At 33.6% G+C, this 24,778-nt stretch carries 25 protein-coding genes, 2 tRNA genes and 1 other annotated feature; of the genes, 16 read left to right on the forward strand and 11 right to left on the reverse strand.

Annotation, left to right across the window (positions count from 1 at the left end; translation table 11 throughout):
• The first annotated feature begins 8 nt into the window (after positions 1 to 8).
• On the forward strand, positions 9 to 1,406 hold the full coding sequence (locus NFR82_RS01550) for an APC family permease (protein WP_251716396.1): 1,398 nt from the start codon (positions 9 to 11) through the stop codon (positions 1,404 to 1,406).
• Between the two features lie 166 nt (positions 1,407 to 1,572).
• Here the strand turns inward: NFR82_RS01550 and NFR82_RS01555 are convergent, their stop codons facing one another.
• The 4 genes from NFR82_RS01555 to NFR82_RS01570 all read right to left on the reverse strand — a co-directional run bounded on the left by NFR82_RS01555 (position 1,573) and on the right by NFR82_RS01570 (position 3,538).
• Complete coding sequence (locus NFR82_RS01555; RefSeq protein ID WP_251716397.1) at positions 1,573 to 1,896, reverse strand: heavy metal-binding domain-containing protein; 324 nt, start codon at positions 1,894 to 1,896, stop codon at positions 1,573 to 1,575.
• A gap of 94 nt (positions 1,897 to 1,990) precedes the next feature.
• Positions 1,991 to 3,001 carry an aspartate--ammonia ligase gene (asnA, locus tag NFR82_RS01560; protein WP_251716398.1) on the reverse strand — a complete coding sequence of 337 codons (1,011 nt, stop codon included), beginning with the start codon at positions 2,999 to 3,001 and terminating at the stop codon, positions 1,991 to 1,993.
• 60 nt (positions 3,002 to 3,061) lie between these two features.
• Positions 3,062 to 3,308, reverse strand: a binding site (T-box leader).
• A gap of 73 nt (positions 3,309 to 3,381) precedes the next feature.
• A tRNA-Pro gene (locus tag NFR82_RS01565) sits at positions 3,382 to 3,455 on the reverse strand.
• Positions 3,456 to 3,464: 9 nt separating this feature from the next.
• A tRNA-Arg gene (locus NFR82_RS01570) sits at positions 3,465 to 3,538 on the reverse strand.
• 477 nt (positions 3,539 to 4,015) lie between these two features.
• Here NFR82_RS01570 and NFR82_RS01575 point away from each other — a divergent pair.
• The 7 genes from NFR82_RS01575 (at position 4,016) to NFR82_RS01605 (ending at position 10,679) form a co-directional block, all read left to right on the forward strand.
• Positions 4,016 to 5,305, forward strand: coding sequence for an adenylosuccinate synthase (locus NFR82_RS01575; RefSeq protein ID WP_251716399.1), 1,290 nt, complete (start codon positions 4,016 to 4,018; stop codon positions 5,303 to 5,305).
• A gap of 2 nt (positions 5,306 to 5,307) precedes the next feature.
• Positions 5,308 to 6,603 (forward strand): adenylosuccinate lyase, encoded by a 1,296-nt coding sequence (gene purB / locus NFR82_RS01580; RefSeq protein ID WP_251716400.1) that lies wholly within the window; start codon positions 5,308 to 5,310, stop codon positions 6,601 to 6,603.
• Positions 6,604 to 6,679: 76 nt separating this feature from the next.
• Positions 6,680 to 6,889, forward strand: a complete 210-nt coding sequence (locus NFR82_RS01585; RefSeq protein WP_251716401.1) for a helix-turn-helix domain-containing protein — start codon at positions 6,680 to 6,682, stop codon at positions 6,887 to 6,889.
• 423 nt (positions 6,890 to 7,312) lie between these two features.
• On the forward strand, positions 7,313 to 8,452 hold the full coding sequence (locus tag NFR82_RS01590) for a hypothetical protein (RefSeq protein ID WP_251716402.1): 1,140 nt from the start codon (positions 7,313 to 7,315) through the stop codon (positions 8,450 to 8,452).
• 11 nt (positions 8,453 to 8,463) lie between these two features.
• The gene (locus NFR82_RS01595; RefSeq protein WP_251716403.1) at positions 8,464 to 9,225 is read left to right on the forward strand and encodes an ABC transporter ATP-binding protein; all 762 of its coding nucleotides are present in this window, start codon (positions 8,464 to 8,466) and stop codon (positions 9,223 to 9,225) included.
• A 3-nt stretch (positions 9,226 to 9,228) separates the two neighbouring features.
• Positions 9,229 to 9,963: a multidrug ABC transporter permease gene (locus NFR82_RS01600; RefSeq protein ID WP_251716404.1), complete on the forward strand. Its 735-nt coding sequence runs from the start codon at positions 9,229 to 9,231 to the stop codon at positions 9,961 to 9,963.
• On the forward strand, positions 9,963 to 10,679 hold the full coding sequence (locus NFR82_RS01605; protein ID WP_251716405.1) for an ABC transporter permease: 717 nt from the start codon (positions 9,963 to 9,965) through the stop codon (positions 10,677 to 10,679). Before NFR82_RS01600 ends, NFR82_RS01605 begins: the two co-directional genes overlap by 1 nt.
• 59 nt (positions 10,680 to 10,738) lie before the next feature.
• Here NFR82_RS01605 and NFR82_RS01610 read toward each other — a convergent pair whose 3' ends face one another.
• Entirely contained in the window at positions 10,739 to 11,440 is a 702-nt protein-coding gene (locus tag NFR82_RS01610; RefSeq protein WP_251716406.1) for an MgtC/SapB family protein, read from the reverse strand.
• Positions 11,441 to 11,597: 157 nt separating this feature from the next.
• Between NFR82_RS01610 and NFR82_RS01615 the strand changes: the two genes are divergently transcribed.
• From NFR82_RS01615 to NFR82_RS01625, 3 genes are all read left to right on the forward strand, one after another.
• The gene (locus NFR82_RS01615; protein ID WP_251716407.1) at positions 11,598 to 12,137 is read left to right on the forward strand and encodes a TetR/AcrR family transcriptional regulator; all 540 of its coding nucleotides are present in this window, start codon (positions 11,598 to 11,600) and stop codon (positions 12,135 to 12,137) included.
• Complete coding sequence (locus NFR82_RS01620; protein ID WP_251716408.1) at positions 12,130 to 12,717, forward strand: NAD(P)H-dependent oxidoreductase; 588 nt, start codon at positions 12,130 to 12,132, stop codon at positions 12,715 to 12,717. The genes NFR82_RS01615 and NFR82_RS01620 overlap by 8 nt, the downstream gene beginning before the upstream one ends.
• A 225-nt stretch (positions 12,718 to 12,942) precedes the next feature.
• Positions 12,943 to 13,899 (forward strand): zinc-binding alcohol dehydrogenase family protein, encoded by a 957-nt coding sequence (locus NFR82_RS01625; protein ID WP_251716409.1) that lies wholly within the window; start codon positions 12,943 to 12,945, stop codon positions 13,897 to 13,899.
• 120 nt (positions 13,900 to 14,019) lie between these two features.
• Here the strand turns inward: NFR82_RS01625 and NFR82_RS01630 are convergent, their stop codons facing one another.
• From NFR82_RS01630 to NFR82_RS01655, 6 genes are all read right to left on the reverse strand, one after another.
• Positions 14,020 to 14,841, reverse strand: a complete 822-nt coding sequence (locus tag NFR82_RS01630; protein ID WP_251716410.1) for an aldo/keto reductase — start codon at positions 14,839 to 14,841, stop codon at positions 14,020 to 14,022.
• A gap of 174 nt (positions 14,842 to 15,015) precedes the next feature.
• Entirely contained in the window at positions 15,016 to 15,804 is a 789-nt protein-coding gene (locus NFR82_RS01635) for a helix-turn-helix domain-containing protein (protein ID WP_251716411.1), read from the reverse strand.
• On the reverse strand, positions 15,789 to 16,592 hold the full coding sequence (locus tag NFR82_RS01640) for a helix-turn-helix domain-containing protein (RefSeq protein ID WP_251716412.1): 804 nt from the start codon (positions 16,590 to 16,592) through the stop codon (positions 15,789 to 15,791). Before NFR82_RS01640 ends, NFR82_RS01635 begins: the two co-directional genes overlap by 16 nt.
• A 150-nt stretch (positions 16,593 to 16,742) precedes the next feature.
• Positions 16,743 to 17,555, reverse strand: a complete 813-nt coding sequence (locus tag NFR82_RS01645; RefSeq protein WP_251716413.1) for a helix-turn-helix domain-containing protein — start codon at positions 17,553 to 17,555, stop codon at positions 16,743 to 16,745.
• 147 nt (positions 17,556 to 17,702) lie between these two features.
• Complete coding sequence (locus tag NFR82_RS01650) at positions 17,703 to 18,422, reverse strand: alpha/beta hydrolase (protein ID WP_251716414.1); 720 nt, start codon at positions 18,420 to 18,422, stop codon at positions 17,703 to 17,705.
• A 5-nt stretch (positions 18,423 to 18,427) separates the two neighbouring features.
• Entirely contained in the window at positions 18,428 to 18,835 is a 408-nt protein-coding gene (locus NFR82_RS01655; RefSeq protein ID WP_251716415.1) for a winged helix-turn-helix transcriptional regulator, read from the reverse strand.
• Positions 18,836 to 19,000: 165 nt separating this feature from the next.
• Between NFR82_RS01655 and NFR82_RS01660 the strand changes: the two genes are divergently transcribed.
• From NFR82_RS01660 to NFR82_RS01680, 5 genes are all read left to right on the forward strand, one after another.
• Positions 19,001 to 19,540 (forward strand): flavodoxin family protein, encoded by a 540-nt coding sequence (locus tag NFR82_RS01660; RefSeq protein ID WP_251716416.1) that lies wholly within the window; start codon positions 19,001 to 19,003, stop codon positions 19,538 to 19,540.
• Between the two features lie 564 nt (positions 19,541 to 20,104).
• The gene (locus NFR82_RS01665; RefSeq protein WP_251716417.1) at positions 20,105 to 21,022 is read left to right on the forward strand and encodes an alpha/beta hydrolase; all 918 of its coding nucleotides are present in this window, start codon (positions 20,105 to 20,107) and stop codon (positions 21,020 to 21,022) included.
• A gap of 15 nt (positions 21,023 to 21,037) precedes the next feature.
• Positions 21,038 to 23,242, forward strand: a complete 2,205-nt coding sequence (locus NFR82_RS01670; RefSeq protein WP_251716418.1) for a glycoside hydrolase family 3 C-terminal domain-containing protein — start codon at positions 21,038 to 21,040, stop codon at positions 23,240 to 23,242.
• A gap of 13 nt (positions 23,243 to 23,255) precedes the next feature.
• Positions 23,256 to 23,789 (forward strand): flavodoxin family protein, encoded by a 534-nt coding sequence (locus NFR82_RS01675; protein ID WP_251716419.1) that lies wholly within the window; start codon positions 23,256 to 23,258, stop codon positions 23,787 to 23,789.
• Positions 23,790 to 23,967: 178 nt separating this feature from the next.
• Positions 23,968 to 24,672, forward strand: a complete 705-nt coding sequence (locus NFR82_RS01680; RefSeq protein WP_251716420.1) for an SLAP domain-containing protein — start codon at positions 23,968 to 23,970, stop codon at positions 24,670 to 24,672.
• Positions 24,673 to 24,778 lie beyond the last annotated feature (106 nt).

Raw genomic sequence — 24,778 nt, forward strand, 5'->3', positions numbered from 1 at the left:
AAACAAGAATGAATAATAAAGAAAGCGACAAATTAGGTTTTTGGTCGATCGTGCTTCTTGCAATTAACGCTATCATTGGATCAGGAATCTTTTTAACTCCAGGTAGTGTTGTTCAACAAGCAGGTTCAAAAGCCTTAATTGTATATTTCATTGCAGCGATTTTTGCGGCAGTTTTAGCCATTTCATTTGCTGCAGCAGCAAAATATGTAACTAAATCCGGTGCGGCTTATGCATATTCAAAGGCCGCATTTGGTGATAAAGTTGGATTCTATATGGGAATCGTCCGTTACTTCTCTGCTAGTGTTGCATGGGGAGTAATGGCAGTCGGCGTTATCAGATCAACTATTTCTATTTTTGGTGGAAACTCTGAAAGCTTTTGGGCTGTAACTATCGGTTTTATTATCTTGATGGCTGTAATTACGATCATTAACCTTTTTGGTCAAAAAGTGTTGAAATGGGTGATGAACTTAGCCACAGTTGGTAAGCTTGCTGCTTTAGTTTTGATTATTATAGCCGGAGTTGTGCTTTTGATCACCACTGGTGCATCTAGCAACTTAAATGATGTCGATAAGATCGCAGTTAATGGTCAAAAGATCGTTCCAACTTTAACCACTACTGGTTTTGTTATGGCGATTGTTTCAGCCTTTTATGCCTTTACTGGATTTGAATCAGTTGCTTCAGGTTCAGAAGATATGAAAAATCCTGAAAAGAACTTGCCTCGTGCAATTCCACTTGCAATTTTGGTTATTGCCCTTGTATATATTGGTGTTGTAGCAGTTGCCATGATGCTTAATCCTAAGGCATTGATTACTACTAAGCAAGTTGTGGCAATTTCTGCAATTTTCCAAAATGAAATCTTGCGTGACATTATCTTAGTTGGTGCCCTTGTTTCAATGTTTGGGATCAACGTTGCATCCAGCTTTAACGCTCCAAGAATTCTTGAAGCAATGGCTCGTGAAAATCAATTGTCAGAATCTCTTACTAAGAGAACTAAAAATAATTTCCCAATTAGAACTTTCTTCATCTCAGTAATTTTGGCAGTTTTGATTCCGATGGCATTTAGATACAATATGGTTAACCTGATTACCTTGAGTGCAATGGTTCGTTTCTTAGGATTCATTGTTGTACCACTTGCTGTCATTCAATTCTATCGCGGTAAGAGTAAAGAAGAAGTTTTACCAGCTAATAAGAATATTTGGACTGATATTGTTATTCCAGTTCTTTCTGTAGCGATTGTTGTCTTCTTACTTGTGGAATATAACTGGAAGGCACAATTTGGAATTATGAATGCGCAAGGTCAATTTGTTGGACTTAACTGGTATGCGATTGCCATGATGATCTTTGGATTTGTAATTTTGCCAGCAGTGATGGCTTGGATTTCTAGAAGAGAACGTAAGAATAATTAAAAATTAATAATTCATCAGGAGGGATGCAAATCCCTCTTTTTTATTGAAAAATAGTTCAGATTAGTATAGATAAATTTGCAAAATGATATTTTAAGGTAATAATGAGACTAATAAAACTACAAAAATCTCAAGAAAAAAAGGCGATCCATCCGGATTGCCTTTTCAATTAGTCAACAAATTTTACTGCTGTACCATACGCTACGATTGATTGCATATCACCAGCAATTGAACCTGAATCAAAACGCATCATTACAATTGCGTCTGCTCCAAGATCGGCAGCCTCATCACGTAAACGTGCCAAAGCCTCACGGCGAGAATTACGAAGCATCTTAGTGTAACCTTTGATTTCGCCACCAACAAGGCTCTTAAGTCCAGCACCGAGGTCACTTACGGCGTTACGTGATTGAGTTGTTACACCGAAAACTTCACCAAGAATTTCATAATTTTTACCAGGAATATTTTCAGTTGTAGTTATTAACATATCTGTCATTTCTTTATCCTCACATTCAATTTTTCATAATTTTACTTAATTTCTAAGTTAAAGACAAGAAAAAAAGAAGCCGACTGGGGCTTCTTTAGAATTTTTATAAAATTTGCATATGATCTTCTTCACACTTCTTAAGCATGTCTTCAGGCCAAATACTTGCTTGAACTTCACCAATATGTGCCTTACCAAGTAAAAGCATACATAGACGTGATTGACCAATACCACCACCGATTGAGTATGGAAGTTCACCGTTTAAGATCATCTTGTGGAATGGCAAACTAGCACGGTCTTCGCAACCAGCCTTCTTGAGCTGTTCACGCATGCTTTCTTCGCTAACACGGATACCCATTGAAGAGATTTCAAGTTTTCTTTGAAGTGGTTCATACCAGAATATAAGGTCGCCGTTCAATCCCCAGTCATCGTAGTCAGGTGCACGGCCATCGTGTGGCTTACCGCTACGCTTCAACTTGTCACCGATCTTCATAATGAAGACGGCCTTTTCTTCTTGAGCAATCTTATCTTCACGTTCTTCTGGAGAAAGGTCAGGCCAACGATCTTCAAGTTCTTGAGTTGTAATGAATGAAACATGGTCGGCGAGACGATAAGTTGAACTTGGATAGCGAGCAGCAACTTCTTTTTCAGTTTCTTTAATTGCCTTGAAAATTTGGTTAACAGTTACTTCCAAAGTATCCAAGTTTCTTTCAGATTTAGAAATAACCTTTTCCCAGTCCCATTGATCAACGTAGATTGAGTGGAAGTTATCAAGATCTTCATCACGGCGAATGGCGTTCATGTTAGTGTAAAGTCCTTGGTGCATACCAAAACCGTACTTCTTAAGGGCAAGACGTTTCCACTTAGCAAGTGAGTGAACAACTTCAATTGTGTCACCAGGAATTGCTTTCATATCAAACGCAACTGGTCTTTCAACACCATTCAAGTTGTCGTTTAAACCAGTATCTTTTTCAACGAACATGGGAGCTGACATTCTTTGAATTCCCAAGCCTTCAGCGAGGCGGTCTTGGAAAGTTTCTCTAATTAAAACAATTGCAGCTTCAGTATCTCTAATAGTTAAAGTAGGGTGGTAGTCTTTTGGTAAAATTAAATCCATAATTAAAATTCTCCTTAAAAATATTTGGAGGAAAGAAAAAGCCCTTCGTCTCCCAGTAATGTAAGGGACGAAAGGCTTTTTCCGCGGTACCACCCAAATTGTCTATTGCTAGACCAACTCAATAGAATACAATCATATTCTACCGGCGAGATAACGTACCGGGGACGGCTAGGCTTACTTTAAGAATTGTTAGTTCGGCCTGCATGCTCGAAAGTGTTTTTCAATAAATCAGGGGCTACTAGCTTCTCACTATCGCTAATTCACTGAAAGTCTTAATTTATTTACTCGTCTTTCTCATCGCTTTTTAATTTGTTGCTTATTATTTTAGTAAATAAAAAATAAAAAAGCAAGTACTTTTTTCGTACTTGCTTTAAAAATTATCGGGAAGACAGGATTCGAACCTGCGACCCCCTGGTCCCAAACCAGGTGCTCTACCAAACTGAGCCACTTCCCGTGATTATGATGCGCCCTGAAGGATTTGAACCTTCAACCTTCTGATTCGTAGTCAGACACTCTATCCAGTTGCGCTAAGGGCGCATATCAATCAACCACAATAGTATAGCACATAAGCCAGTATAAATGCTAGAAAAAATTAAAAATAAAGACCCATCTCTGTCTACCCTACAGAAATGAGCCTATATTATTTTATCGAAAAATTATAATTTAGACTATATATGTTTATAACTTTTAAAGATTATGTAATTAATAGTAACATTTTTAACTGGAGCTTCTTCGTAACTGACAATATCAACGATATGACAAATTATGCATTCTATGTTAGCTAGTATATCTAGGAAATGTTCGGTTTCCGAATTCGTTGATAGTGAAAGTCTTTAACCATGAGGATAAATTTTTGGGTTAAGAAATAAAATCGAACTATAAATAAAGATAAAAATAAAATAATTCGTATTTTTAGTTGACTGTTAACCTGCAAATTGCTAGAATAGCACACGTGATAAATAATTAAGAAAAATTTTTAAGCTTATTAAAGCTATTTCGTGAGGAGAATTTGAAATGACAGCAGTTGCAGTTGTAGGTAGCCAATGGGGAGACGAAGGAAAGGGTAAAATTACTGACTTCTTAAGTAAAGATGCTACTATGGCAGTTCGCTCTAATGGTGGTAACAACGCAGGACATACAATTGAAATTGATGGAAAAGACTTCAAAATGCGTCTTATTCCATCAGGAATCTTCGCAGCTTCCAAGGGTGCAGTAATCGGCAACGGTGTAGTTATCAACCCAGAAGTAATGTTTGAAGAACTTGATAACCTTGAAAAAAATGGTATCGACATCAGTAAGCTTAGAATTTCAAACCGTGCTCACATCATCATGCCATACCACATCAAGCAAGATGAATACCAAGAAGAAGCAAAAGGTGCTAACAAGATTGGTACTACTAAGAATGGTATTGGACCAACTTACATGGATAAAGCTTCAAGAGTTGGTATCCGCGTTTGTGATCTTTTAGAAAAAGATACTTTCGAAGAAAAACTTCGTGCAAACTTAAAGGAAAAGAACGAATTATTTACTAAGGTTTACGGTAAACCTGCACTTAAGTTTGAAGATATTTTTGACAAGTACTATGAATACGGTCAAAAGATGAAGAAGTACGTTACTGATACTTCTGTTCTTGTAAATGATGCCCTTGATAACGATGAAAAGGTGCTCTTCGAAGGTGCACAAGGTATCATGCTTGATATCGATGAAGGAACTTACCCATATGTAACCTCATCAAACACTATCTCAGGTGGTATTGCTTCAGGTATTGCTATTGGTGCTAACCGCTTGAACACTGTCATTGGCGTCTGCAAAGCTTACACTACTCGTGTTGGTGAAGGCCCATTTCCAACTGAACTTCTTGATGAAACTGGTGATAGAATTCGTGAAACTGCTCATGAATATGGTACTGTTACCGGTCGTCCACGTCGTGTGGGTTGGTTTGACTCAGTTGCTCTTCGTCACGCTAAGCGAGCAGCTGGAATTAACGGCTTGAGCTTGAATCTACTTGATATTTTCTCAGGTTTTGACACAGTTAAGATTGCGACTGCTTATGAATTGGATGGTAAAAAGATTGATTATTACCCAGCTAGTTTAAAGGAACTTTACCGTTGCAAGCCCGTATATGAAGAACTTCCAGCATGGGATGAAGATATTACTCAAGTTAAAAAGTATGAAGACTTACCAGAAAATGCTAAGAAGTTCTTAGCTAAAATTGAAGAAGTCACAGGTTTACCATTAGTAACTGTTTCTGTTGGTCCTGACCGTGAACAAACTATCGTTTTGAGAAATCCTTGGGAAATGTAATTATGTTAGAACGTTATACTCGCCCAGAAATGGGCAAAATTTGGTCCTTACAAAATAAATACCAGGCATGGCTTGATGTAGAAGTTGCTGCTACTAATGCTTGGGCAGAACTTGGCGAAGTGCCAAAAGAAGATGCCGAAAAGATTGCTAAAAATGCATCATTTACTGTTGAACGTGTTTCAGAACTTGAAGCTATCACTCACCATGATGTGGTTGCTTTCACCCGTACTGTTTCTGAAAGTTTAGGCGATGAAAAGAAGTGGGTTCACTTCGGACTTACTTCTACTGATGTAGTTGATACTGCACAAGGTTATATCTTGAAGCAGGCTGATGAAATTATTCGTAAAGATTTAGCAGCTTTGAAAGAAACCATTGCTGAAAAGGCTAAGAAGTACAAGTACACTGTTGAAATGGGTCGTACTCACGGCGTTCAAGCAGAACCTACTACTTTTGGTTTGAAGCTTGCTCGTTGGTACGCTGAAATTAACCGTGACATTGAAAGATTTGAACACGCAGCGGCAGGTGTTGAATCAGGTAAGATTTCAGGTGCGGTTGGTACTTTTGCTAATGTCCCACTTGAAGTTGAAGCAAGTGTAATGAAGCAACTTGGTCTTAACCAGCAACCAATTACGAGTCAAGTTTTACCACGCGATCTGCACGCCGAATATATTGCTACAATCGCATTAATCGCAACAAGTATTGAAAACTGGGCAACTGAAATTCGTGGCCTTCAAAGAAGTGAAATTCATGAAGTTGAAGAACATTTCCGTAAAGGTCAAAAGGGTTCTTCTGCAATGCCTCACAAGCACAATCCAATTGGTTCAGAAAATCTTTGTGGTATGGCGCGTGTACTTCGCGGTCAAATTGTGACCGCATATGAAGATGTAAGTTTATGGCATGAGCGTGATATTTCTCACTCAAGTGCTGAACGTGTGATTTTACCGGATTCGACTATTGGGATTGATTACATGCTTAATCGTTTCAACCGCATCTTGACTAACCTCGATGTGTTCCCAGAAACCATGCTTAAGAACATGGACCGTACATACGGCTTGATCTATTCACAAAGATTGCTTCTTAAGTTGATCGATGAAGCCGGTCTTTCTCGTGAAAAAGCTTATGATATGGTACAAAAATACGCTAACAAGGCTTGGGATGAACAAACTTCATTTAGAAAGTTGATTGAAAACAGTGAAGTTATGGACTACCTTTCTGAAGATGATTTGAATGATGCTTTTGATTATCATTACCATTTGCGTCATGTGGATGAAATCTTTAAGAATTGTGGCTTAGATTAATAAGATAAGAAAGATCCTGATAGGGATCTTTTTTTGTTATAGTTAATGATAATAATTGGATGGAAGTGAAATAAGTATGAAGATTGGAGAAGCACTGAAAAAGCAGCGAAATCGTTTGGGTTTAACGCAAGATGAGATGATTCAAGGAATAATTACTAAAGGTCATTATTCTAAAATCGAACGCGGATTGGAAGGTATTTCCGCAGATAGTTTATTTGAAATATTGTTTGCCCATAATATTGATGTGGATGCCTTTATACAGAATTACTTCCTAAAAATTTTATGATAAGTAAACACCTTATATTTTTATTGGAGTTCAAAGAATGATAGACATAATGATCGAAATATCAATCAAATTCATAAAAATCAGTTAAGCGCTATTGAAATCTTTCATTAAGTAAAAATAACTTTTAAAAAAAAATATTATAAAAAGTATTTGTATGGAGTATTTTTAGTGGTAATAACATTCACTGATTTTTGATATTTTGTATAACATGAGTAAAAAATTAATAAATTATAAAAAATATATTGACTTATTTAACTTTAAATAATAAAATTAAATAAAAATAAAAGTAAGGAGGGGATAATATGTCTTTAGAAAAGATTATTGATGAAGCAACTTCAAAAATGGAAGATGCTCAAGTTATGCTTGTAGGACCAATGCAAGGATGGAATCACGGTTAGTGATGTCTTAAGCTTAGGAGAGAAAATGTATTTAAAAGAATTTATTAATGCGATTTTATCAATTCAAGATATTAACAAAAAATTAGATTCAACTTTTCTCGAACGGCTTACTATATCACAGAGTTTATTAGAAGGGATTTCTACAGAGAACAGATCTTCTGGAAGTCCCTTCTTTTTAAATGATTTAGGTGTTAGATATATAGTAAGTGCAAGAGAATATACGGAATGGAATATTAAAAAGTTAAACTTAGAACTTCCTACTTCTGATGAACTGAGATCGGATATGATCAATGCAGATATAAAATTACTTCCATACATTATGGATGCATGTGCGCTAATTACAGGAGATATTGATACAATATTTGATGTAGTATGCAAGCGAAAGAATGAAATCTTAAATTTTGGATCTTATACAGCAGAAATTTATAGTGGTACAGTGTGTGCCAGCAAAGGATCAAAATTGTCATATGATTTCTTTTTACAGGCAATTAGCAGAGCAAATTCTGAAAAAGATATAAATCATGTAATAACCGGCTATCATCGATTAATAATTACTAAATTGAAAAGATTTACTGAATTTTCAGATGCACAAAGATTATTGAATATTCTGTTAACAGAGCAAATTCCTAAATCTAAAGATAAAGAGATGTACATGGCTTTATATGATAATATGTTGGGATTAGCAATTGTTATGGAACAAAGTGATTTTTCTTGGATATCTGCTAAAACTATGTTAATTAATGCAACCGATCGCATACAGAATTATTTGACTTTTTGTACCGATGATACAATGAGAAGTCAAGCTGAAAGATATAAGGGACAAGTCGCTATTAATCTTGTTCAATTAGAAATTCAGAAAAATAACCTTAAATCTACTAACACTATTGCAATAAAAAATTTAAATCATGTTAAAAAATATTCTAAAGGATATATTGCTGAAGCATATAGTACATTAGCCTATACACAATTTTTGTTAAAAGATTATAAAAATGCTGTAATTACTTCTAAGCAGTCAGTTAACGAACACATAAAAATTGGAAATTATGATGGTGTTAAAGCATCTAGGGAAATGTTAATTGGAAATTATATGAAACTTGGAATGAAAAAAGAGGCTGCTAAAGAGGCTCAATTAATTTTAGACAAATCATTTAAATTAGAATCATAAGAGAGGTATTAATGACAGAATATCTATCTATTAAAAATTTAAGAAAAGTATATAACGATAATGGTAAAGAATTTGTCGCTCTTGATGACATATCATTCGATATTAAACAGGGAGAAATAGTTGCATTGCTAGGTCCAAATGGTGCAGGGAAAACAACTATTGTATCGATTATCGGAGGTTACTTATTACCAACATCAGGTTCAGTTATTGTTGATGGTCAAGACATTATTAAAAGTCGTTCTCGTGATAATATCGGGGTTTCATTTGGTGGAGATTTAGGCTTTTATGGTCGAGCAACAGCAAAACAGAATCTGTCCTTTTTTGCCGATTTGGCAAAGATTCCATATCGTAAACAAAAAAAGGAGATTGAACGAGTCCTTGATTTAGTTAACTTAACTTCTGACATGAATAAAAAAGTACAATTCTTTTCAAAAGGGATGAAACAAAGAATGCATATTGCACGTGCATTGTTAGGTAATCCAAAACTAATATTATTGGACGAACCAACTGATGGCCTAGATGTTGAAATTGCGACAAATATTCGAAAAGTTGTTAAAAATTTAGCTCAAAATAATATTAGTATTTTGCTAACTAGTCATATGATGTCAGAAGTTGAGGCATTAGCAAATCAAATAATTTTACTTGGTGCAGGTAAAATTCATGCTAAAGGAACTGTTGAGGAAATTATTGAAATGTCCAATGTTAAACGAATAGATCGTCCAGCGACTTTAGAAGAGTCATATCTAGCCTTGGCACCAAAATTACGGAGATAATTAATGAGATTTTTAAGATTATTTTGGTTCCAATTTAAACTATATGTATCAAATCAATATTTTTTCTGGCTGACTATCACAAGTACTGTAAGTATTTTTATCTTACAGTACACGATCGCATATGCTAATCATGGTTTAAATGATCCGATGGTATGGATACGGAGCGCAGTTTTTGGATTATGGGCGTCTTGTACTACTGCAGCAGGAAGTATTGGTTATCAAAGATTTCAAGGAACTTTGCCATACATTATAAATACTCGATATGATGAACGTGGATCTTTAGTAGCATTGTTATTACCGGCATCAAGCTATGGGCTTTTAGCTTTTCCGCTCGCATTTGGTTTAGCGAAAGTGTTCTCGGTTTCAATTGGAAAAATTGATTTTAAGTTTATACTAATGGTCATTTTACTTTGGGTAGCTGCAGCCACAATGGATATTTTGATTGCTGCCTTTTTTACTCTAACGCCTAATGCACTGGTTTATGAAGCACTGATTAATATTCCAATCTTGTTGTTAGCAGGGGTATTTGGTAATGAAAAATTTTCGCTACCGTTAATGAACATCTCACAGTATTTTCTACCGTTAACAATGCCGATTAAGGTATTACTTTATCCGAATACTTCAATTAACATTCTTGCATATGTTGTTAGCTTAATATTATGGATTTTATTAATTCTGATTGCGGTGACAAGGATTAATGATTTAGCTAGAAAGAAAGGAAGTTTAAAGATAATCTGATGGCGACACAATTTTCTTCACTTTCATTTTTGGCTAATTGGAAAACTAGATTTGTGTATTTTTTACTTTTACCAATTATTAATTTGTTACTATTAGTTTTAATAGATTTACAATACACTAATCGATTTAATTGGTACGTGGCTGCAGCTTCTGTAGTAATTGATAGTGCTGCTTTGTCGGTACAGTCGATGTCACAATTGTTAATTACAGATGCAAATTTAGGCATAGATATTGAATTAATTGCTAAAAGGCCATATAGCTTTTATTATTGGAAAACTAAAACATTAACTTCGCTGATTGCAGGAATACTTTTAGGTATTATTAATTTAATATTATTACTTGCGGTGGGATTACCTTTTGATCTATTTTTAAGATGTTTATTAATGTTACCACTGGCGTGTATATATGGATGTGTACTAGGATTTACTAGTTGGGGAATGTCATGGCAGATGAAAAATCCGTACTATTTTTCAAATTGGTTAATTTCTATTATTACAATTGTATCCGGAGTGCTGGTACTTGTTTCTGATTATCCTGAATGGTTAAAAGTGATTAGCTATATATTTCCATTTTATGAGTTGGTTAATTTTATAAAATTAAAGAGCAGTAATTTAGAACTCAGTTTTCTAATAACACTAGGCTGGCTAATAATTGGTATTATTTGTTATGTAGGTCAAATAAAATCAGTTTTGAATAAAAAGATCCACCAATATTAATAAGATAAGAAAAAACTAGGCAATTTACCTAGTTTTTTGTTTAGTGATAAAAATAATTTTTACATTCCTCCACGATTATGAAGAACGCGATGAATATCTTGATTCTTTTCAAGTGACATAATAATGTCATTTTCATCTTTACGATTTTTTATTACACCATCTACATTAATCAGAATATGGTCAGATGAAACATCTAAGATCTTCATACTAATTTGTTCAACTTCGTTTTCTTCTAAATCTTTCTTTACATCTTGAAGAATATTTGGCGTGTTATTGGCATCAATATTCGCATTAAAACGAACATGTAAAATGATGAAATTAATAAAGGAATCGTCGTGGAAAAGAATTTGAATTAAGAAAAGTAAAACTGTACAGATGATACCAATAAAGTACATTCCGGCACCAATTGCCATACCAATAGCGGCAGTTGCCCAAACACCGGCGGCTGTAGTTAATCCAGAGACTTGTTCCTTACGAACTAAAATTGTACCAGCACCAATAAAGGAAATACCAGTAACGATTTGAGCAGCAATTCTTGATGGATCAAGTGCGACATTATGTAGGTTTAAAATATCAAAGAAACCATATTTGGAAACTAACATAAATAAAGCAGCAGCTACAGCAACTACCATGTGGGTACGCATCCCAGCACTTTTACGTTGCGTAGCTCTTTCATAACCGATTGCACCACCACAAAGGGCTGCAATTAAAAGACGACAGAACCAATCTATTTCAGTTGAAAATGAAGTAAATACAGACATAAATTCTCCTTTTTTATACTGTGTTTTATTGTAGACCTTTTTTTAATATTAATATAGGAGTTTTAGAGTCTTTTAGCTATTAAAAAAAACTTTATCATTTTAGATAACAGTGTTATCATAATAATAAAGGTAACACTGTTATCGGAGGAAAATGAAAATGAAAACGGAAGATAAAATAATTCAACAAACTATTGCAGTAATAGATGATGAGGGTTATAAAACTTTATCATTGAGAAAATTAACCAAGTCATTAAATTTAACTACTGGAGCTTTTTACAAACATTTTTTAAGTAAAGAAGATCTATTTCAACAAACTGCTCAACAATTATCTAAAGATTTTATTCAATCAGTAAATTTGAATGATACAGATTCGGCAGAGACGCAACTTTTACAAATTGCAGATAAGTTTTGTAGAGAAATTAAACTTCATCCGCAAAGAATGGATTTTTTATTTTTTAATCCAGCAATTAATTTTGTTTATTCGAATCAAGGAACTTCGCAGTTTCAATTTTTAGAAAAAGTTAAGTCACTTATTAAAGAAATAGATCCATCTCGTGAGCAAGAACTATTTCTTCAGATATGGTCATTTATTCAAGGTTATGCTTATTTAATAAATAATAATGTTACTAACTATGATGCTAATTTAGTAAAAAGAACATTAAAAGAATTTGTGGGAAGAGGTAATTCGAATGAGTAACTATTTAATTGTTTATTGTCATCCATATGATAAAAGTTTTAACCATGCAATTTTAGAAACTATAGTAAATAACCTAAACCGTCATCATCAAAAATTTAAAATAATTGACTTATATAAAGAAAATTTTGATCCTGTATATAGCGCACAGGAATTAAAGTTATATCATGCTGGTGAAACAGTAGATCCTCAAGTTACGAGATATTTAACGCTCTTTCGTCAAGCCACAGGAGTAATTTTTGTTACGCCGCTTTGGTGGAATTCTATTCCTGGGATGTTAAAAGGGTTTATTGATAAAGTAATGAAAGAGGGGAAGGGCTTATCTCATACGGTTACAAAAACTGGTATTTATGGTGAATTGACCAATATTAAACATACTTATGTCTTTACGACTTCTACTTCTCCTACATTTTATGTGCGTCTATTTTTAGGTAATGGGATAAAGAAAATATTTATTGATAAAACGCTAAAACAATTAGGAATGAAGGATAGGCATTGGTATAATTTCGGAGGTATTAGTAATTCTAAATTAGTGCGTCGAGAAAAGTATTTATCTAAAATTAAGCAGATGAATTTTAAGTAAAGATGGCACTCTTACAGTTGGGCTTGTAACTAAAAATCTACAACATGTTGCTCCTCTTTTAGAACAAAACGGGATTAAGCATGGAAAAAATACCTTTCAAATTGTGTTTACTGATAAAATTTCATATGGTTTACTTAATCAGATAATTGAGTATGTTATTGATGATAAAAAAGAGATAACGACTTTTTTGGATAGGCGATTAGAGTAAAGTAGGAGGATTTTATAATGAAAGCTGTCGTAATTCATGAAGCAGGTGGTCCTGAAAAATTAATTTATGAAGAAGTACCTACACCAACTATCAAACCAGGATGGTCTTTAGTTAAAATAAAGGGATTTGGAATTAATCATTCAGAAATTTTTACTCGTAAAGGTTTGTCACCAACAGTAAAATTTCCTCGAATTTTAGGAATTGAATGTGTAGGAGTAATTGCAGAAACTACTGATTCTCAGCGACTACCAGTAGGACAAAAGGTAATCTCTATCATGGGAGAAATGGGACGAGATTTTGATGGTTCTTATGCAGAGTATGCACTATTACCAAATAAGCAAATCTATCCAATAAATACGACTTTAGATTGGGCTAGTTTAGCTGCGGTACCTGAGACATACTACACGGCTTTTGGTTCTTTACTTAATTTAAGAATAAAACCTGATGATAGTATTCTTGTGCGTGGTGGCACTAGTGGAGTAGGAATTGCGTTTACCAAATTAATTAAGGCACAATATCCACAAATTAAAGTTGCTGGAACATCACGTAGTCTAGCTAAAGCCGAAGAGATGAAAAAGGTTGGCTATGAAGAAGTTGTAGTAGATAAAGATGGAGAACTCCAAACTCCTAAAAAGTTTGATAAAATTCTAGAATTAATTGGCCCTAAAACTGTTAAAGATAGTTTTAAACATACTAATGAAGGCGGAATAGTTTGTTCAACTGGAGAACTTGGAAATGAATGGTATCTAAATCAATTCGATCCAATTATGGATATAGCACCAAATGGCTATTTAACAAGTTTTTACTCTGATAATGTTGATCAAAGTAAAATTGATGCAATGCTTGCTTATATAGAAAAATATCATGTTGATGTAAAACCGGAAAAAGTCTTTGATCTTGCTCATGTAACTGATGCTCATCGTTATTTAGAAGGTAAAAATAGTTTTGGCAAAGTAGTGGTAGTGGAAGATTAAGAAAGCGTTCTGAAAAGTTGTATTGAACTGTAAAAATTAGACACTTTTACGACTTTATTATGTTTAATGTAGAAAAAGACCTAACTCCGATGAAATACCGGAATCAGGCCTTTTTCATTTCTAATAATCTTCATCTTCGCGCATAGTAGCTGGCCAACCATCAATTGGTTCACGCTTATCTAAATCACGAAGTTTTTTCAATTCTTTCTGATTTAATTCAAAATCAAAAATATCAATATTCGCTTTAATATGCGCAGGATTAGTTGAACGTGGAATTGTCACAATATCATTTTGAACCAAGTAGCGCAAAATCACTTGATATGGCGACTTACCATACTTTTGACCTATTTCTTGCAAAATAGGATTGCTCATCAGATTCTGTCTTCCGCTACCTAACGGACTGTAACTTTCATGTACTATATTTTCTTTCTCAAAAAATTCATGCATCTTCCATTGTTGTAAAAGCAAATGAGTTTCAATTTGGTCAACCATTGGACGAACATCAGAATTATTAATTAAATCAATAGTTTGACGACTATTGAAATTACTGATTCCAATCGCACGTGTCTTGCCAGCCTTGTATGCTTCTTCAAGGGCATGCCAAGTATCTAAATCATGTCCCATTGGCCAGTGAATTAAGATTAAGTCAAAATAATCTAAACCACTTCTTTGTAAAGACTCATCAATTCCGGCCTTAGTTGCTTCATATCCATCAGTCATCGTCTTGGTAGTAATAAAAACCTCATCACGATCAATATGACTAGCGCGCACCGCTTCACCGACTTGCTTTTCATTACGATAATATTGGGCAGTATCAATTAAGCGATATCCATCTTCAAAAGCCGATAAAACTGCATCTTTTGTTTGAGAAGGGCTAATTTCATAGGTGCCAAAACCAAAAATTGGAATTTCAACACCATTGTTTAATTTTAAATTTTTCATGTTTTACCTCGATGATTTTTTACTTGTATAGAAACCACTCAATCAAATACAATGTACTAAATCTATTCAAATATTATCATTATTTGGAGTTAACTCCAAACTTTTGCAGGGAAATGTATGTTTTTAATAAATCGTATTGAATTAAAGATAAATATTTGTAAATTGAAAAAGCATCTATTCTAGCATTAAACTAGATAGATACTTTTCGTAACCAGTAAGATTCAAAATTGTTTTGATTGCATATTGCTGTTCTTGATCATTAGAAAACTTAGCTTCAAAATATCTGCCCATTAATTTTTGCATGAGTAATTTGCTTGAAGCTGGTAGTTTGTTTAAGAAATCAGTTGCAAGTTTGAATTCATTTTCTTGTTTATTATAATAGCAGATCGCCGCAAACCTAACAGCTATGTTAGCCAGCAACTGTAAGCTATATTCATCTTGATAATTATTCTTACCATATTTATTAAAAATCGAATCAATTATTCCAACTAGATCATGGAAATTATATAAGATCATTGACATTGATAGAATCCATAAAGAATCTTGATCCCATTTTCCAGTTTTAAAAATATGATATTTTAACTTCCTGGCCGTTTTATTGGAGTAGGGGAAACTGTGATCATTCAATTCAGTCAATAGTAGCTCAATGACTTGCTTGACTCGGAGATTAGTAAATTGTTCATCTTTTAGAATTTGCTTAAGTGTATCAACATCGTTAGTAAAAAAAGCAATTTCAATTTGTTCTTGATACCAACGGTTCTTCGGTTCAATATCACCGAAACCATCTAAAAATTCCAATAGTGGGACATGATTTTTAGCCAAAAGTGCTAATAAATAATGTAAACGAATCTTATTATCATTGCTTTCTATTCGAGAGTAAAAAGAGCGATCCATTATGCCTTTTGACATTTGAGTTTGATCTAAACCTAATGATAATCGAATTTGTTTTAATTTATCGCCCATTCGCATAGATGCAATCCTTTCACATATCTATCATAGTCACATTCAGATAGAAGGTTATTAATCATACTTATAGTCTCTGTATCATTTTTAAATTTTGCCCAGTACCATTTTGCCAGCAATTTTTGAAAAAATATTTCAGATCCTTCAGGTAAATCAGAAATCTTCTGCATCAATTTAAGACTATCTTCTTGTTCACCTTCATTAACTAAATGGATTAAATAAGTTAATTCAAAATTGGCAAGAGCTGACAATAAACGCCCGTCTCGCAAATCGAATTGATCATATTTTTCAAAAATCGGACCGGTTAATAGCTTAAGCTCCGAAGGTTGAAATATTGGAATGGCGATGGTCAACTCCCATAAACTTTTTTCATTCCAAGAATTGATCATCAAAATATTCTTTTTTATTTCATGCTTTAACTTTTTTGGGACTCCTTCAATCGTATCTTGCAAAATAGCTGTCATTAATTGTGCTTCTAATTTTAGTTTGTAGTCATTAGTTGACTTCTCTAATTTTCGTATCAGATCTATATTGCGTTCACTAAAGGCCAAAATTAACTGTTCCTGAATTTTTTGATGAGTTGATTTAATCGTAGTAAAGCCTTCAAAAAAATCATAAAGAGAAACTTGATGGACGTTTAAAATTTGTAATAAATCATCGACATTCATGTCATGTTGTCCGTGCTCAACTCTTGAATAAAATGAACCAGTTACTATGCCTGCAGCCATTTCTTTTTGGGTTAAGCCAAGTAAAGTTCGTGTCTTTTTTAATTGTTCACCAAATTCCATTTTTCTACACCCCATATCAGATTTCATGTTTATATTATTTGTATATTTGCACGAAAGCTTAAAAAATTCGTAAACGAATATAAAAAGTCACCAGTTTTATAACTGATGACTTTTTACTAGATTTGATGAAATATGGTATACATGTATAAATTAATCAATCGTATCTTGGATTAAAGCAATGTATTTATCCTTCTTTAAAATATCAATAATTTCATTCACAGTTTTTTGATCACGATTAAATAATGCTTCGTAGTAAGTAGCCAATATGTTGCTAAAACCAATTTCTGGAGTTACAGGAAGCTGACGTAAAAAGGCAATGGCCTTGACAGCATACATCTTATCCGCCTGAGCATGATAACAACAATTAAGATAATTTACAGCAATCCAAGATACAAATTGAAGGGTAAAGGGATCAGTAGCAGGATGTTTTGTAAATGCCTTAAACGCAGATTGAACTAATTGATCCGCTTCCTCAATTGACAATAAAATTATGGCCTGACTAAGGAAGTAATACGATGTTCGATCCCAGTCGTCATTAATAATTAATTTTTTTAACTTTTGCTGTAATTCTGACGAAATTCGTTCATTTGAATGAGTTACCCATGCAAAAGCTAATTCCAGACGAAATTTTAACCAATCCGGTAAATCTTCTTCTTGCTTTAAACGTTCTTCAATTTCTTTTAACTTGGTAAGATTCTTAGTATTTTTGGCGAAGGTTATTTCTGATTCAATTTCATAATAAGAATTGAAAATATTTTTGTCTTGATTGGTTAAATGACTAAAAAAACTAACCACATCAAAATGATGAGCAGTTAAGATTTTGATAAGTAAGTTAGTATCAATTCCATGCATCCCACGTTCGACTTTTGAATAAAATGATTGTGAGACAATCCCAGCAGCCATTTCTTTTTGATCCATTCCAGCATGTAAACGATATGATTTTAGTGCTTGTCCAATAGTCATTATTACAGCCTCCACTTTTTTAATATCATTATTATAGTGGAACAAAAAACAATCTGCTATGCTTAGCAGATTGTTTTTATCACTAATTATTGATCTTTTTGATAAAAATATCGTTTATTTGCAAAATTGCACTTTTTAGGAGGTTTTTTATTTGCTAACTTTATTGAGCCAATTGATTAACAAACTAGCCACTTGTTTTTGCTGATTGGCATTGGAGATAGTTGCTTGACCATCGCCTTTTTGGTGACCATAAGAACCAAAGCCGCCATGATTACCACCTTTAATAGTTTGATAGCTAGTATTTTTAGGCAGATATTTTTTATTAGCTTGGTATTGATGCCAATTTAGGACTTTATCATGACTAGCAGTAATAGAAAGCACATCTAAATTCGTTTTATCTAAGCGTCCTTTTTCATCCGCATAAGCACCAAGTAGGAAAATACCACGCAGATATTTATTATGACTACCATGGCCATAACGACTAGCCATTGCTCCACCTAAAGAGTGCCCACCAACAACATAATTTTTATTTTTGCCAGCTAATTTATCGGCTACATTAACATTGAAGAAGGCCATGTTTAACGGAAAATGAACAATTTTAACGGTATAGCCAGCACTGGCAACTTGTTTGGCCCAGATTGAATATGAATCTGGTTCAACTAACGCACCAGTATAAAAAATGACCGTCATCTTATTATGTCGTGCTTTAAAAACTGTCGCATTATTAGTCTGGTTAGCAGTTTGGGCGACTTTTTGAGCAGTAGAGGAGGGATGATAGGTTGAAAAATGAACCCATCCAGCAGCTACAATTAATAAAATGGCAATAACACTAATAATGGCGATAATAATTTTTTGGGCTTTTTTCATTTTTATTACTTTAGATTCTGTTCCTTTTCATTGTGTAAATTTTTAACTTTTTTGGCATCAATATCAAAACTGATATTTGCTTGATTATTTTGAGCTAATTTTTCACCAAGAAAATTTAGATTAATTAGGTTTTCTGAAAGTTCCTGACCGATTGGCGTTAAAGAATAGACTACTTTAGGTGGTACTGTCCCATAACTTCTTTTAGTAACAATGCCATCTTGTTCTAATTGAGTGAGTTGTTCGGTTAATACTTTTTTAGAAATCTTGGTATGGTTAACATCATTTTCATATTTAAGTAATTCTAGGTAACGATATTTTTTAAGTCCTAGTGCGCAAATGATGGATACTTTCCATTTTCCTGCAATTACTTTTAAGAGATAATTAGTTCCCATATGAAAATTATGATCAGTCAATGTCTTCACCACTTTAATTTCTACTTTTTAGTTACTATTATACTTCAAAGTAACTACTTACTTTTAGTAAGTAAAACAACTAGAATAACTATATAAAGTATAAAATATTTTTGATAGTTTAAATTTTTTATTAATAAAAATAGATAGAGTTAAGGAGGAATTGTCATGAAAGTATTGGTAATTTTAGGTAGTACGCAACGTCCTGGTAGTTCAACTACTTTAGCTGAGGCTTTTAGTAAAGGTGCAAAAGAAGCAGGCCATGAAGTCACAATCTATGATGCGGCAAAGAATCCAATTACTCCGTTAGAAGTAGATATTAATAAGCATGTGATGCCTGGGGATGAAAATACTCAACATTACTTACATTTATTGCAAGAAGCAGATGCAGTAGTTTTTGCTACACCACTTTATTATTTTGGTATGAGTGCACAAATGAAAGCCGCCGTTGATCGTTTTTATGAAGATAAGGATGGACTAAAGGGTGATAAATATGGTGTCTTATTAGCAACAGGATGGGGAGATAGTTTTCGCTTTGATAATTTAGTCGGACACTATCATGCATTGCTTCATTTTATGAAATGGATTGATGCTGGTTATATTACTGCTCAATGGTCTGATAATGTTGATTTATTAAAACAGCATGATTATATTGAACAGGCCTATAAAATTGGTCGCCATTTGGGTGAACCGATTAGAGTAGAGTAAAAACTGATATGAACCTCGAAATTCGGGCAAGAATTTCGAGGTTTTTTATTGTATTTAATTTATGTGCGATAACCAAAATAGTATGATCCTTTTTAATCTTCTCAATTTGATTCATAACTTCTAACTCTGACTCAGAATCTAAATTAGACGTAACTTCATCAAATAAAATTATTTTTGCATTTGGTAATAAAGCCCGAACTATATTAATTTTCTATTTTTGACTACCAGATAAATTTTTACCATTTTCTAAAATATTATATTCTAGATCATTCGGTAAGTGTATCAAATTAAGTAATTCTAGGTAACGATATTTTTTAATTTCAAGTGCGCAGATAATTGAAATTTTCCATTTGCCTGCAATTACCTTTAGAAGGTAATTAGATATGAAAGTTGTAATTAGTCACTTATTCCCACCACTTTAATTTATACTTTTGTCTACTATTATACTTTAAAGTGCCTACTTACTTTAAGCAAGAAATCTAATTACAATAATTACAATAAGTATGTATACTTTAATAAAATAATTTTATATTGATTGGTAAATAATATTAGGAGGCGACAATAATGAAGTATCTCAAAAAAGACTTAGGCAGTCATGGAGCTTATGCCAAATATTATCTTCAAGAACGTAGTGAAGAAATAGATCCTCAACGTAAATTTCCAACTATGATTATTTGTCCCGGTGGAGCCTTTATGATGACTTCTTTTCGTGAAGATGAAGCAGTCGCATTACGCTTTTTGGATGAAGGCTTTAATGTGGTGGTAGTCCATTATGCTACTGATGGTGCAGATAATTATCTGGGCAAAAGTAGTGATCAGCTTCCCAAAAAACCAGTAAGCTTATTTCCAAATTCTCTAGTAGAATTGGCTCAAGCAGTTAGCTATCTCAAAGAACATGCGACTGATTGGGGTGTTAATGAAAATTATATTTGTGTCGGTGGTTTTTCGGCGGGAGCTAATATTGCGGCACAGTTAGGTGTGTATTGGCAAGAAGAATGGTTAGAAAAGTTAGTTGGTAAGCCTAAAGAATTGTATCGCCCAACACATTTAATGTTAGGTTATGGCGCATATGATTTATCAGATAAAGGTAATTCACGTTATACTAAAATGCCAGAGATTATGAGTTATGCTCGTCATGCTTTATTCGGAACAGTTGATCCGGCAGAAGAACAATTGGATAAAGTAAATCCTATAAAACATATTAGTACTTTTACACCACCGACATTTTTATGGCAAACTGCAAAGGACGAAGTTGTTAATGTGCAGGGGACGATTGATTTTGAGCAAGCTCTTTTTAATAAAAATGTTCCGTTTGAAGCTCATATTTTTAATGAGGGTGGTCATGGTCTCTCGTTGGCCGACTTAAGAACAGGTAATAGTCAAAAACAGGTTAATTTTCAAGTAAGTAAATGGTTTGATCTTTTTATTGAGTGGTTAGCTCCCCATAAAAGTCAAAGGGCTACTTTCTTTTCAGCAGATTAATTATGAGGTGATTTTATGGTAAAAATAGATCTTGATTTTGTAAAAAATTTAACGCTTGAAGAGCGTGCAGAACTAGTTACAGGAAAGGATTTCTGGTTTACTGCTAGTGTTCCCAGAGTTAAATCAATGATGATGACTGATGGACCATCAGGTTTAAGAAAGCAGGCCGATGGTGCTGATGCGTTAGGAATCAATGCTAGTGTTGATGCAGTTTGTTTCCCAAGTTCAGCTTTAACAGCAAGTTCTTTTGATGAAAAGATGCTGTTTAAGTTAGGAGAAAATCTGGGAATAGCAGCAAGTGCAGAAAATGTTGGTGTGTTATTAGGACCGGGAGTAAATATTAAACGTAGTCCTTTGGCAGGGCGTAACTTTGAATACTTTTCTGAAGATCCCTTGTTAGCTGGAAAAATGGGGGTTGCCTATGTAAAAGGGGTTCAAAGTAAAGGTGTTGGAGTGAGCGTAAAGCACTTTGCGGCAAATAATCGTGAAGATCAACGTTTTACTTCATCTTCAAATATTGATGAACGTACTTTACGTGAAATATATCTTTCTCAATTTGAAAGAATCGTTACTGAGGCCCAACCAGCTACAATCATGTGCTCATATAATCGTTTAAATGGGGTACTTAATTCACAAAATCAACATCTTTTAACTGATATTCTTCGCAATGAATGGGGCTTTGATGGCTTTGTAATGTCTGATTGGGGTGCAGTCGCTGATCATGTAGCGGCATTAAAAGCAGGATTAGATTTAGAAATGCCTGGTAAAGGACAAATTTCAGTTGATGAAATTGTGACTGCAGTTAAGGAAGGCCAATTAGATGAAGCTACTTTAAATCGTTCTGTGTTACGAATATTAAAGATCGTTGAAAAATGGGGTAAAAATCATGCTAGTGAAGCAGAGTATGATAAAGATCAACAACATGAATTTGCTCGTAAATTAGCAGATGAAAGTATTATTCTTTTAAAAAATGAAAATCAACAACTCCCACTTAATACTGAAAAATCGATTGCTATTATTGGTGAATTAGCACAAAAGCCACGCTATGAAGGTGGCGGTAGTTCCCATGTTAATGCTCACCACCTAGTTACGCCACTTGAAGCTGCACCTGAAAATGCGGAATATGCTTCTGGCTATGACTTAACTACAAATGAACCTGATAATGAACTAGAAAGAAAGGCTATTGATTTAGCAAAACAAAAAGATCAAGTGATTTTCTTTGCTGGTTTTCCAGAAGAAATGGAAACAGAAGGTTTTGATAAGAAGTCAATTGCTTTACCAGAAAATCAAAATCATCTTTTAGCCGAAATTGTTAAAGTTAATCCAAATGTAGTGGTGGTATTAGAAAACGGCTCAGTAGTTGAAATGCCTTGGGCTGATCAAGTACCTGCAATTGTAGAAACTTATTTAGCTGGTGAAGCAGTTGGTGAAGCTACTTGGGATATCTTAACTGGTAAAGTTAATCCGTCAGGAAAATTATCCGAAACTTTCCCAATTAAATTGGCAGATAATCCAACTTATTTGACTTTTAACGCTAGCAAAAAAGAAGAAAATTATCATGAAGGAATTTTTGTAGGCTATCGTTACTATGATTCTAAAGGCGTTCCAGTACGTTTCCCATTCGGTCATGGATTAAGTTATACGGAATTTGAATATAGCAATTTACAAATTTCTGAAAAAGAAAATAGAGTTGAAGTAAGTTTTAAGATTAAAAATATTGGTCAAAGAACAGGTAAAGAAGTAGCTCAGCTCTATGTTGGCAATAAAACTAGTTTTATCGAAAAGCCAAAGAAGGAATTAAGAGCCTTTACTAAAGTGAACCTTGAACCAGGAGAAAGTAAACAAGTAACACTTTCCTTAACTCGGCGAGATTTTGCTTGGTATAACGCTGAAAAGGCAAGTTGGCAAATTGATAATGGAAGCTATGAAATTTTTGTCGGTTCTTCTGCTTCTGACATTAGACTTCAGAATGAATTTACTTTAACAATTGGTACAACTCCGGCAGTTAAAATTAACCGCGATACTTATATTAATGAAGTTGTTAATAGTGAAGATCCAGTTGTAAAAAAGGCATTGCAAACATCTGGTTTAGGTAGTGAACTAGAAAAGATGTTAAGCCCAGAGAATGAAGCCATTTTTGCTAATATGCCATTACGTGCACTAGGAATGGTAAATATTCCTGAAAAAATGGTAAAAGATTTTATTGCAGAAGTTAATTAAGGAGAAAGACTTAATGAAAGTATTAGTAATTTTAGGTAGTACACAACGTCCAGGTACTTCAACTACTTTAGCTGAGGCTTTTATTAAAGGCGCACAAGAAGCAGGGCATGACGTTACAGTTTATGATGCCGCAAAGAATCCAATTACTCCAATGCATGTTGATGCTAATAATCGTGCAATTCCAGGAGATAAAAATACTCAATATTATCTTCGTTTATTAGAAGAAACTGATGCAGTAGTCTTTGCTACACCACTTTATTACTTTGGTATGAGCGCCCAAATGAAGGCAGCTGTTGATCGCTTTTATGAAGATGATTATGGCCTAATGGGCAACAAGTATGGAGTTTTACTTGCAACTGCTTGGGGTGATAGTTTCCGATTTGATAATTTAGTTGGTCATTATCATGCGATTCTTCATTATATGAAGTGGGTTGATGCGGGCTACATTACAGCTCAATGGTCTGATAATGTGGATTTGTTAAAACGTCATGACTATATTGAACAAGCATATAAGCTTGGACGTCATTTAGGTGAACCAATTAGATAAGATGGGAAAATAGAAAATGAAAAGCCAAAAATTTGGTGATAAGATATATCTTCGTTTAGATAAGGGCGATTTTGAAATACCATACTTATTTGTACTAAGTACTTTTTCATTGTCTTTTATCTCATAAAGAGGAATAATATAAATTAGTTGAACTTTTATTCATTTGTGAGGTTAAATAATGAAACATTATAAGAGATTATCAATCTATCTATTTACTATTCTATTTGGTTTAGCAATTTTTACTTTTAAGACTAGTTCTGTCAAAGCTGATGATACTGTTAAACTATACTTGAATCACAATACCTATGTATACAACAATAAAGGGAAGCGTGTATACGGAAAAGGTAGTTATATCAAAAAAAATACGATAATTACGGCTCCAGGTAATCTTAAGAAGACTAATGCTATAAAGCGTTATTATGTAATGAAAATCGTTAATCTGCCACCTGAAAATTCAAGTAATAGACAAATTATACTTTATTGGCTTCCATATAAAATAATAAAAGGGCAAGAATACTATAAGATTAATAAAAATAAATATATTAAATGTATTAATGTTAAAGCAATTAATACCGAACAAAATGAACTCATTACTAACCAAGCAACAGTAGTTGTTCAAGATCCAAAGAAAATAAATCAATCACATATCTATGCTTTAAAAGAAGGGCCTAATGACAGAGCAATTAATGCTTTCACATTGCCTAAATACAAAAAACTAGTTGTAGATAATAATGTTGGATTTTCTAATACATATGCGGAAACATACCATATTAAAGGAACCAAATATTATATCTATGCTGGCGACATTGTAAAAAGACCTAGACATCAAGTCTTAACACATCCAATAAAGACACAAATTGATGGAAAAACAATATTATATTAATGAAAAAAGTCTGATAAGCCTCAAAAAGGTGTAGTGAGCCGTAAAAGTTAGACACTTTTACGGCTTTTACTATGTCTAAATTAAATAAAGAACAAAGACTTGAAGT

Origin of the sequence: Lactobacillus agrestimuris (assembly GCF_943193025.1) — a bacterium.
In the GTDB taxonomy this organism is placed as follows: Bacteria; Bacillota; Bacilli; order Lactobacillales; family Lactobacillaceae; genus Lactobacillus; species Lactobacillus agrestimuris.

Excerpts from the sequence above, each read along its gene's own strand:
- NFR82_RS01550 (WP_251716396.1), top strand. The coding sequence starts at position 9 with ATGAATAATAAAGAAAGCGACAAATTAGGTTTTTGGTCGATCGTGCTT.
- NFR82_RS01555 (WP_251716397.1), bottom strand. The coding sequence starts at position 1,896 with ATGACAGATATGTTAATAACTACAACTGAAAATATTCCTGGTAAAAAT.
- asnA (WP_251716398.1), bottom strand. The coding sequence starts at position 3,001 with ATGGATTTAATTTTACCAAAAGACTACCACCCTACTTTAACTATTAGA.
- NFR82_RS01575 (WP_251716399.1), top strand. The coding sequence starts at position 4,016 with ATGACAGCAGTTGCAGTTGTAGGTAGCCAATGGGGAGACGAAGGAAAG.
- purB (WP_251716400.1), top strand. The coding sequence starts at position 5,308 with ATGTTAGAACGTTATACTCGCCCAGAAATGGGCAAAATTTGGTCCTTA.
- NFR82_RS01585 (WP_251716401.1), top strand. The coding sequence starts at position 6,680 with ATGAAGATTGGAGAAGCACTGAAAAAGCAGCGAAATCGTTTGGGTTTA.
- NFR82_RS01590 (WP_251716402.1), top strand. The coding sequence starts at position 7,313 with ATGTATTTAAAAGAATTTATTAATGCGATTTTATCAATTCAAGATATT.
- NFR82_RS01595 (WP_251716403.1), top strand. The coding sequence starts at position 8,464 with ATGACAGAATATCTATCTATTAAAAATTTAAGAAAAGTATATAACGAT.
- NFR82_RS01600 (WP_251716404.1), top strand. The coding sequence starts at position 9,229 with ATGAGATTTTTAAGATTATTTTGGTTCCAATTTAAACTATATGTATCA.
- NFR82_RS01605 (WP_251716405.1), top strand. The coding sequence starts at position 9,963 with ATGGCGACACAATTTTCTTCACTTTCATTTTTGGCTAATTGGAAAACT.
- NFR82_RS01610 (WP_251716406.1), bottom strand. The coding sequence starts at position 11,440 with ATGTCTGTATTTACTTCATTTTCAACTGAAATAGATTGGTTCTGTCGT.
- NFR82_RS01615 (WP_251716407.1), top strand. The coding sequence starts at position 11,598 with ATGAAAACGGAAGATAAAATAATTCAACAAACTATTGCAGTAATAGAT.
- NFR82_RS01620 (WP_251716408.1), top strand. The coding sequence starts at position 12,130 with ATGAGTAACTATTTAATTGTTTATTGTCATCCATATGATAAAAGTTTT.
- NFR82_RS01625 (WP_251716409.1), top strand. The coding sequence starts at position 12,943 with ATGAAAGCTGTCGTAATTCATGAAGCAGGTGGTCCTGAAAAATTAATT.
- NFR82_RS01630 (WP_251716410.1), bottom strand. The coding sequence starts at position 14,841 with ATGAAAAATTTAAAATTAAACAATGGTGTTGAAATTCCAATTTTTGGT.
- NFR82_RS01635 (WP_251716411.1), bottom strand. The coding sequence starts at position 15,804 with ATGGGCGATAAATTAAAACAAATTCGATTATCATTAGGTTTAGATCAA.
- NFR82_RS01640 (WP_251716412.1), bottom strand. The coding sequence starts at position 16,592 with ATGGAATTTGGTGAACAATTAAAAAAGACACGAACTTTACTTGGCTTA.
- NFR82_RS01645 (WP_251716413.1), bottom strand. The coding sequence starts at position 17,555 with ATGACTATTGGACAAGCACTAAAATCATATCGTTTACATGCTGGAATG.
- NFR82_RS01650 (WP_251716414.1), bottom strand. The coding sequence starts at position 18,422 with ATGAAAAAAGCCCAAAAAATTATTATCGCCATTATTAGTGTTATTGCC.
- NFR82_RS01660 (WP_251716416.1), top strand. The coding sequence starts at position 19,001 with ATGAAAGTATTGGTAATTTTAGGTAGTACGCAACGTCCTGGTAGTTCA.
- NFR82_RS01665 (WP_251716417.1), top strand. The coding sequence starts at position 20,105 with ATGAAGTATCTCAAAAAAGACTTAGGCAGTCATGGAGCTTATGCCAAA.
- NFR82_RS01670 (WP_251716418.1), top strand. The coding sequence starts at position 21,038 with ATGGTAAAAATAGATCTTGATTTTGTAAAAAATTTAACGCTTGAAGAG.
- NFR82_RS01675 (WP_251716419.1), top strand. The coding sequence starts at position 23,256 with ATGAAAGTATTAGTAATTTTAGGTAGTACACAACGTCCAGGTACTTCA.
- NFR82_RS01680 (WP_251716420.1), top strand. The coding sequence starts at position 23,968 with ATGAAACATTATAAGAGATTATCAATCTATCTATTTACTATTCTATTT.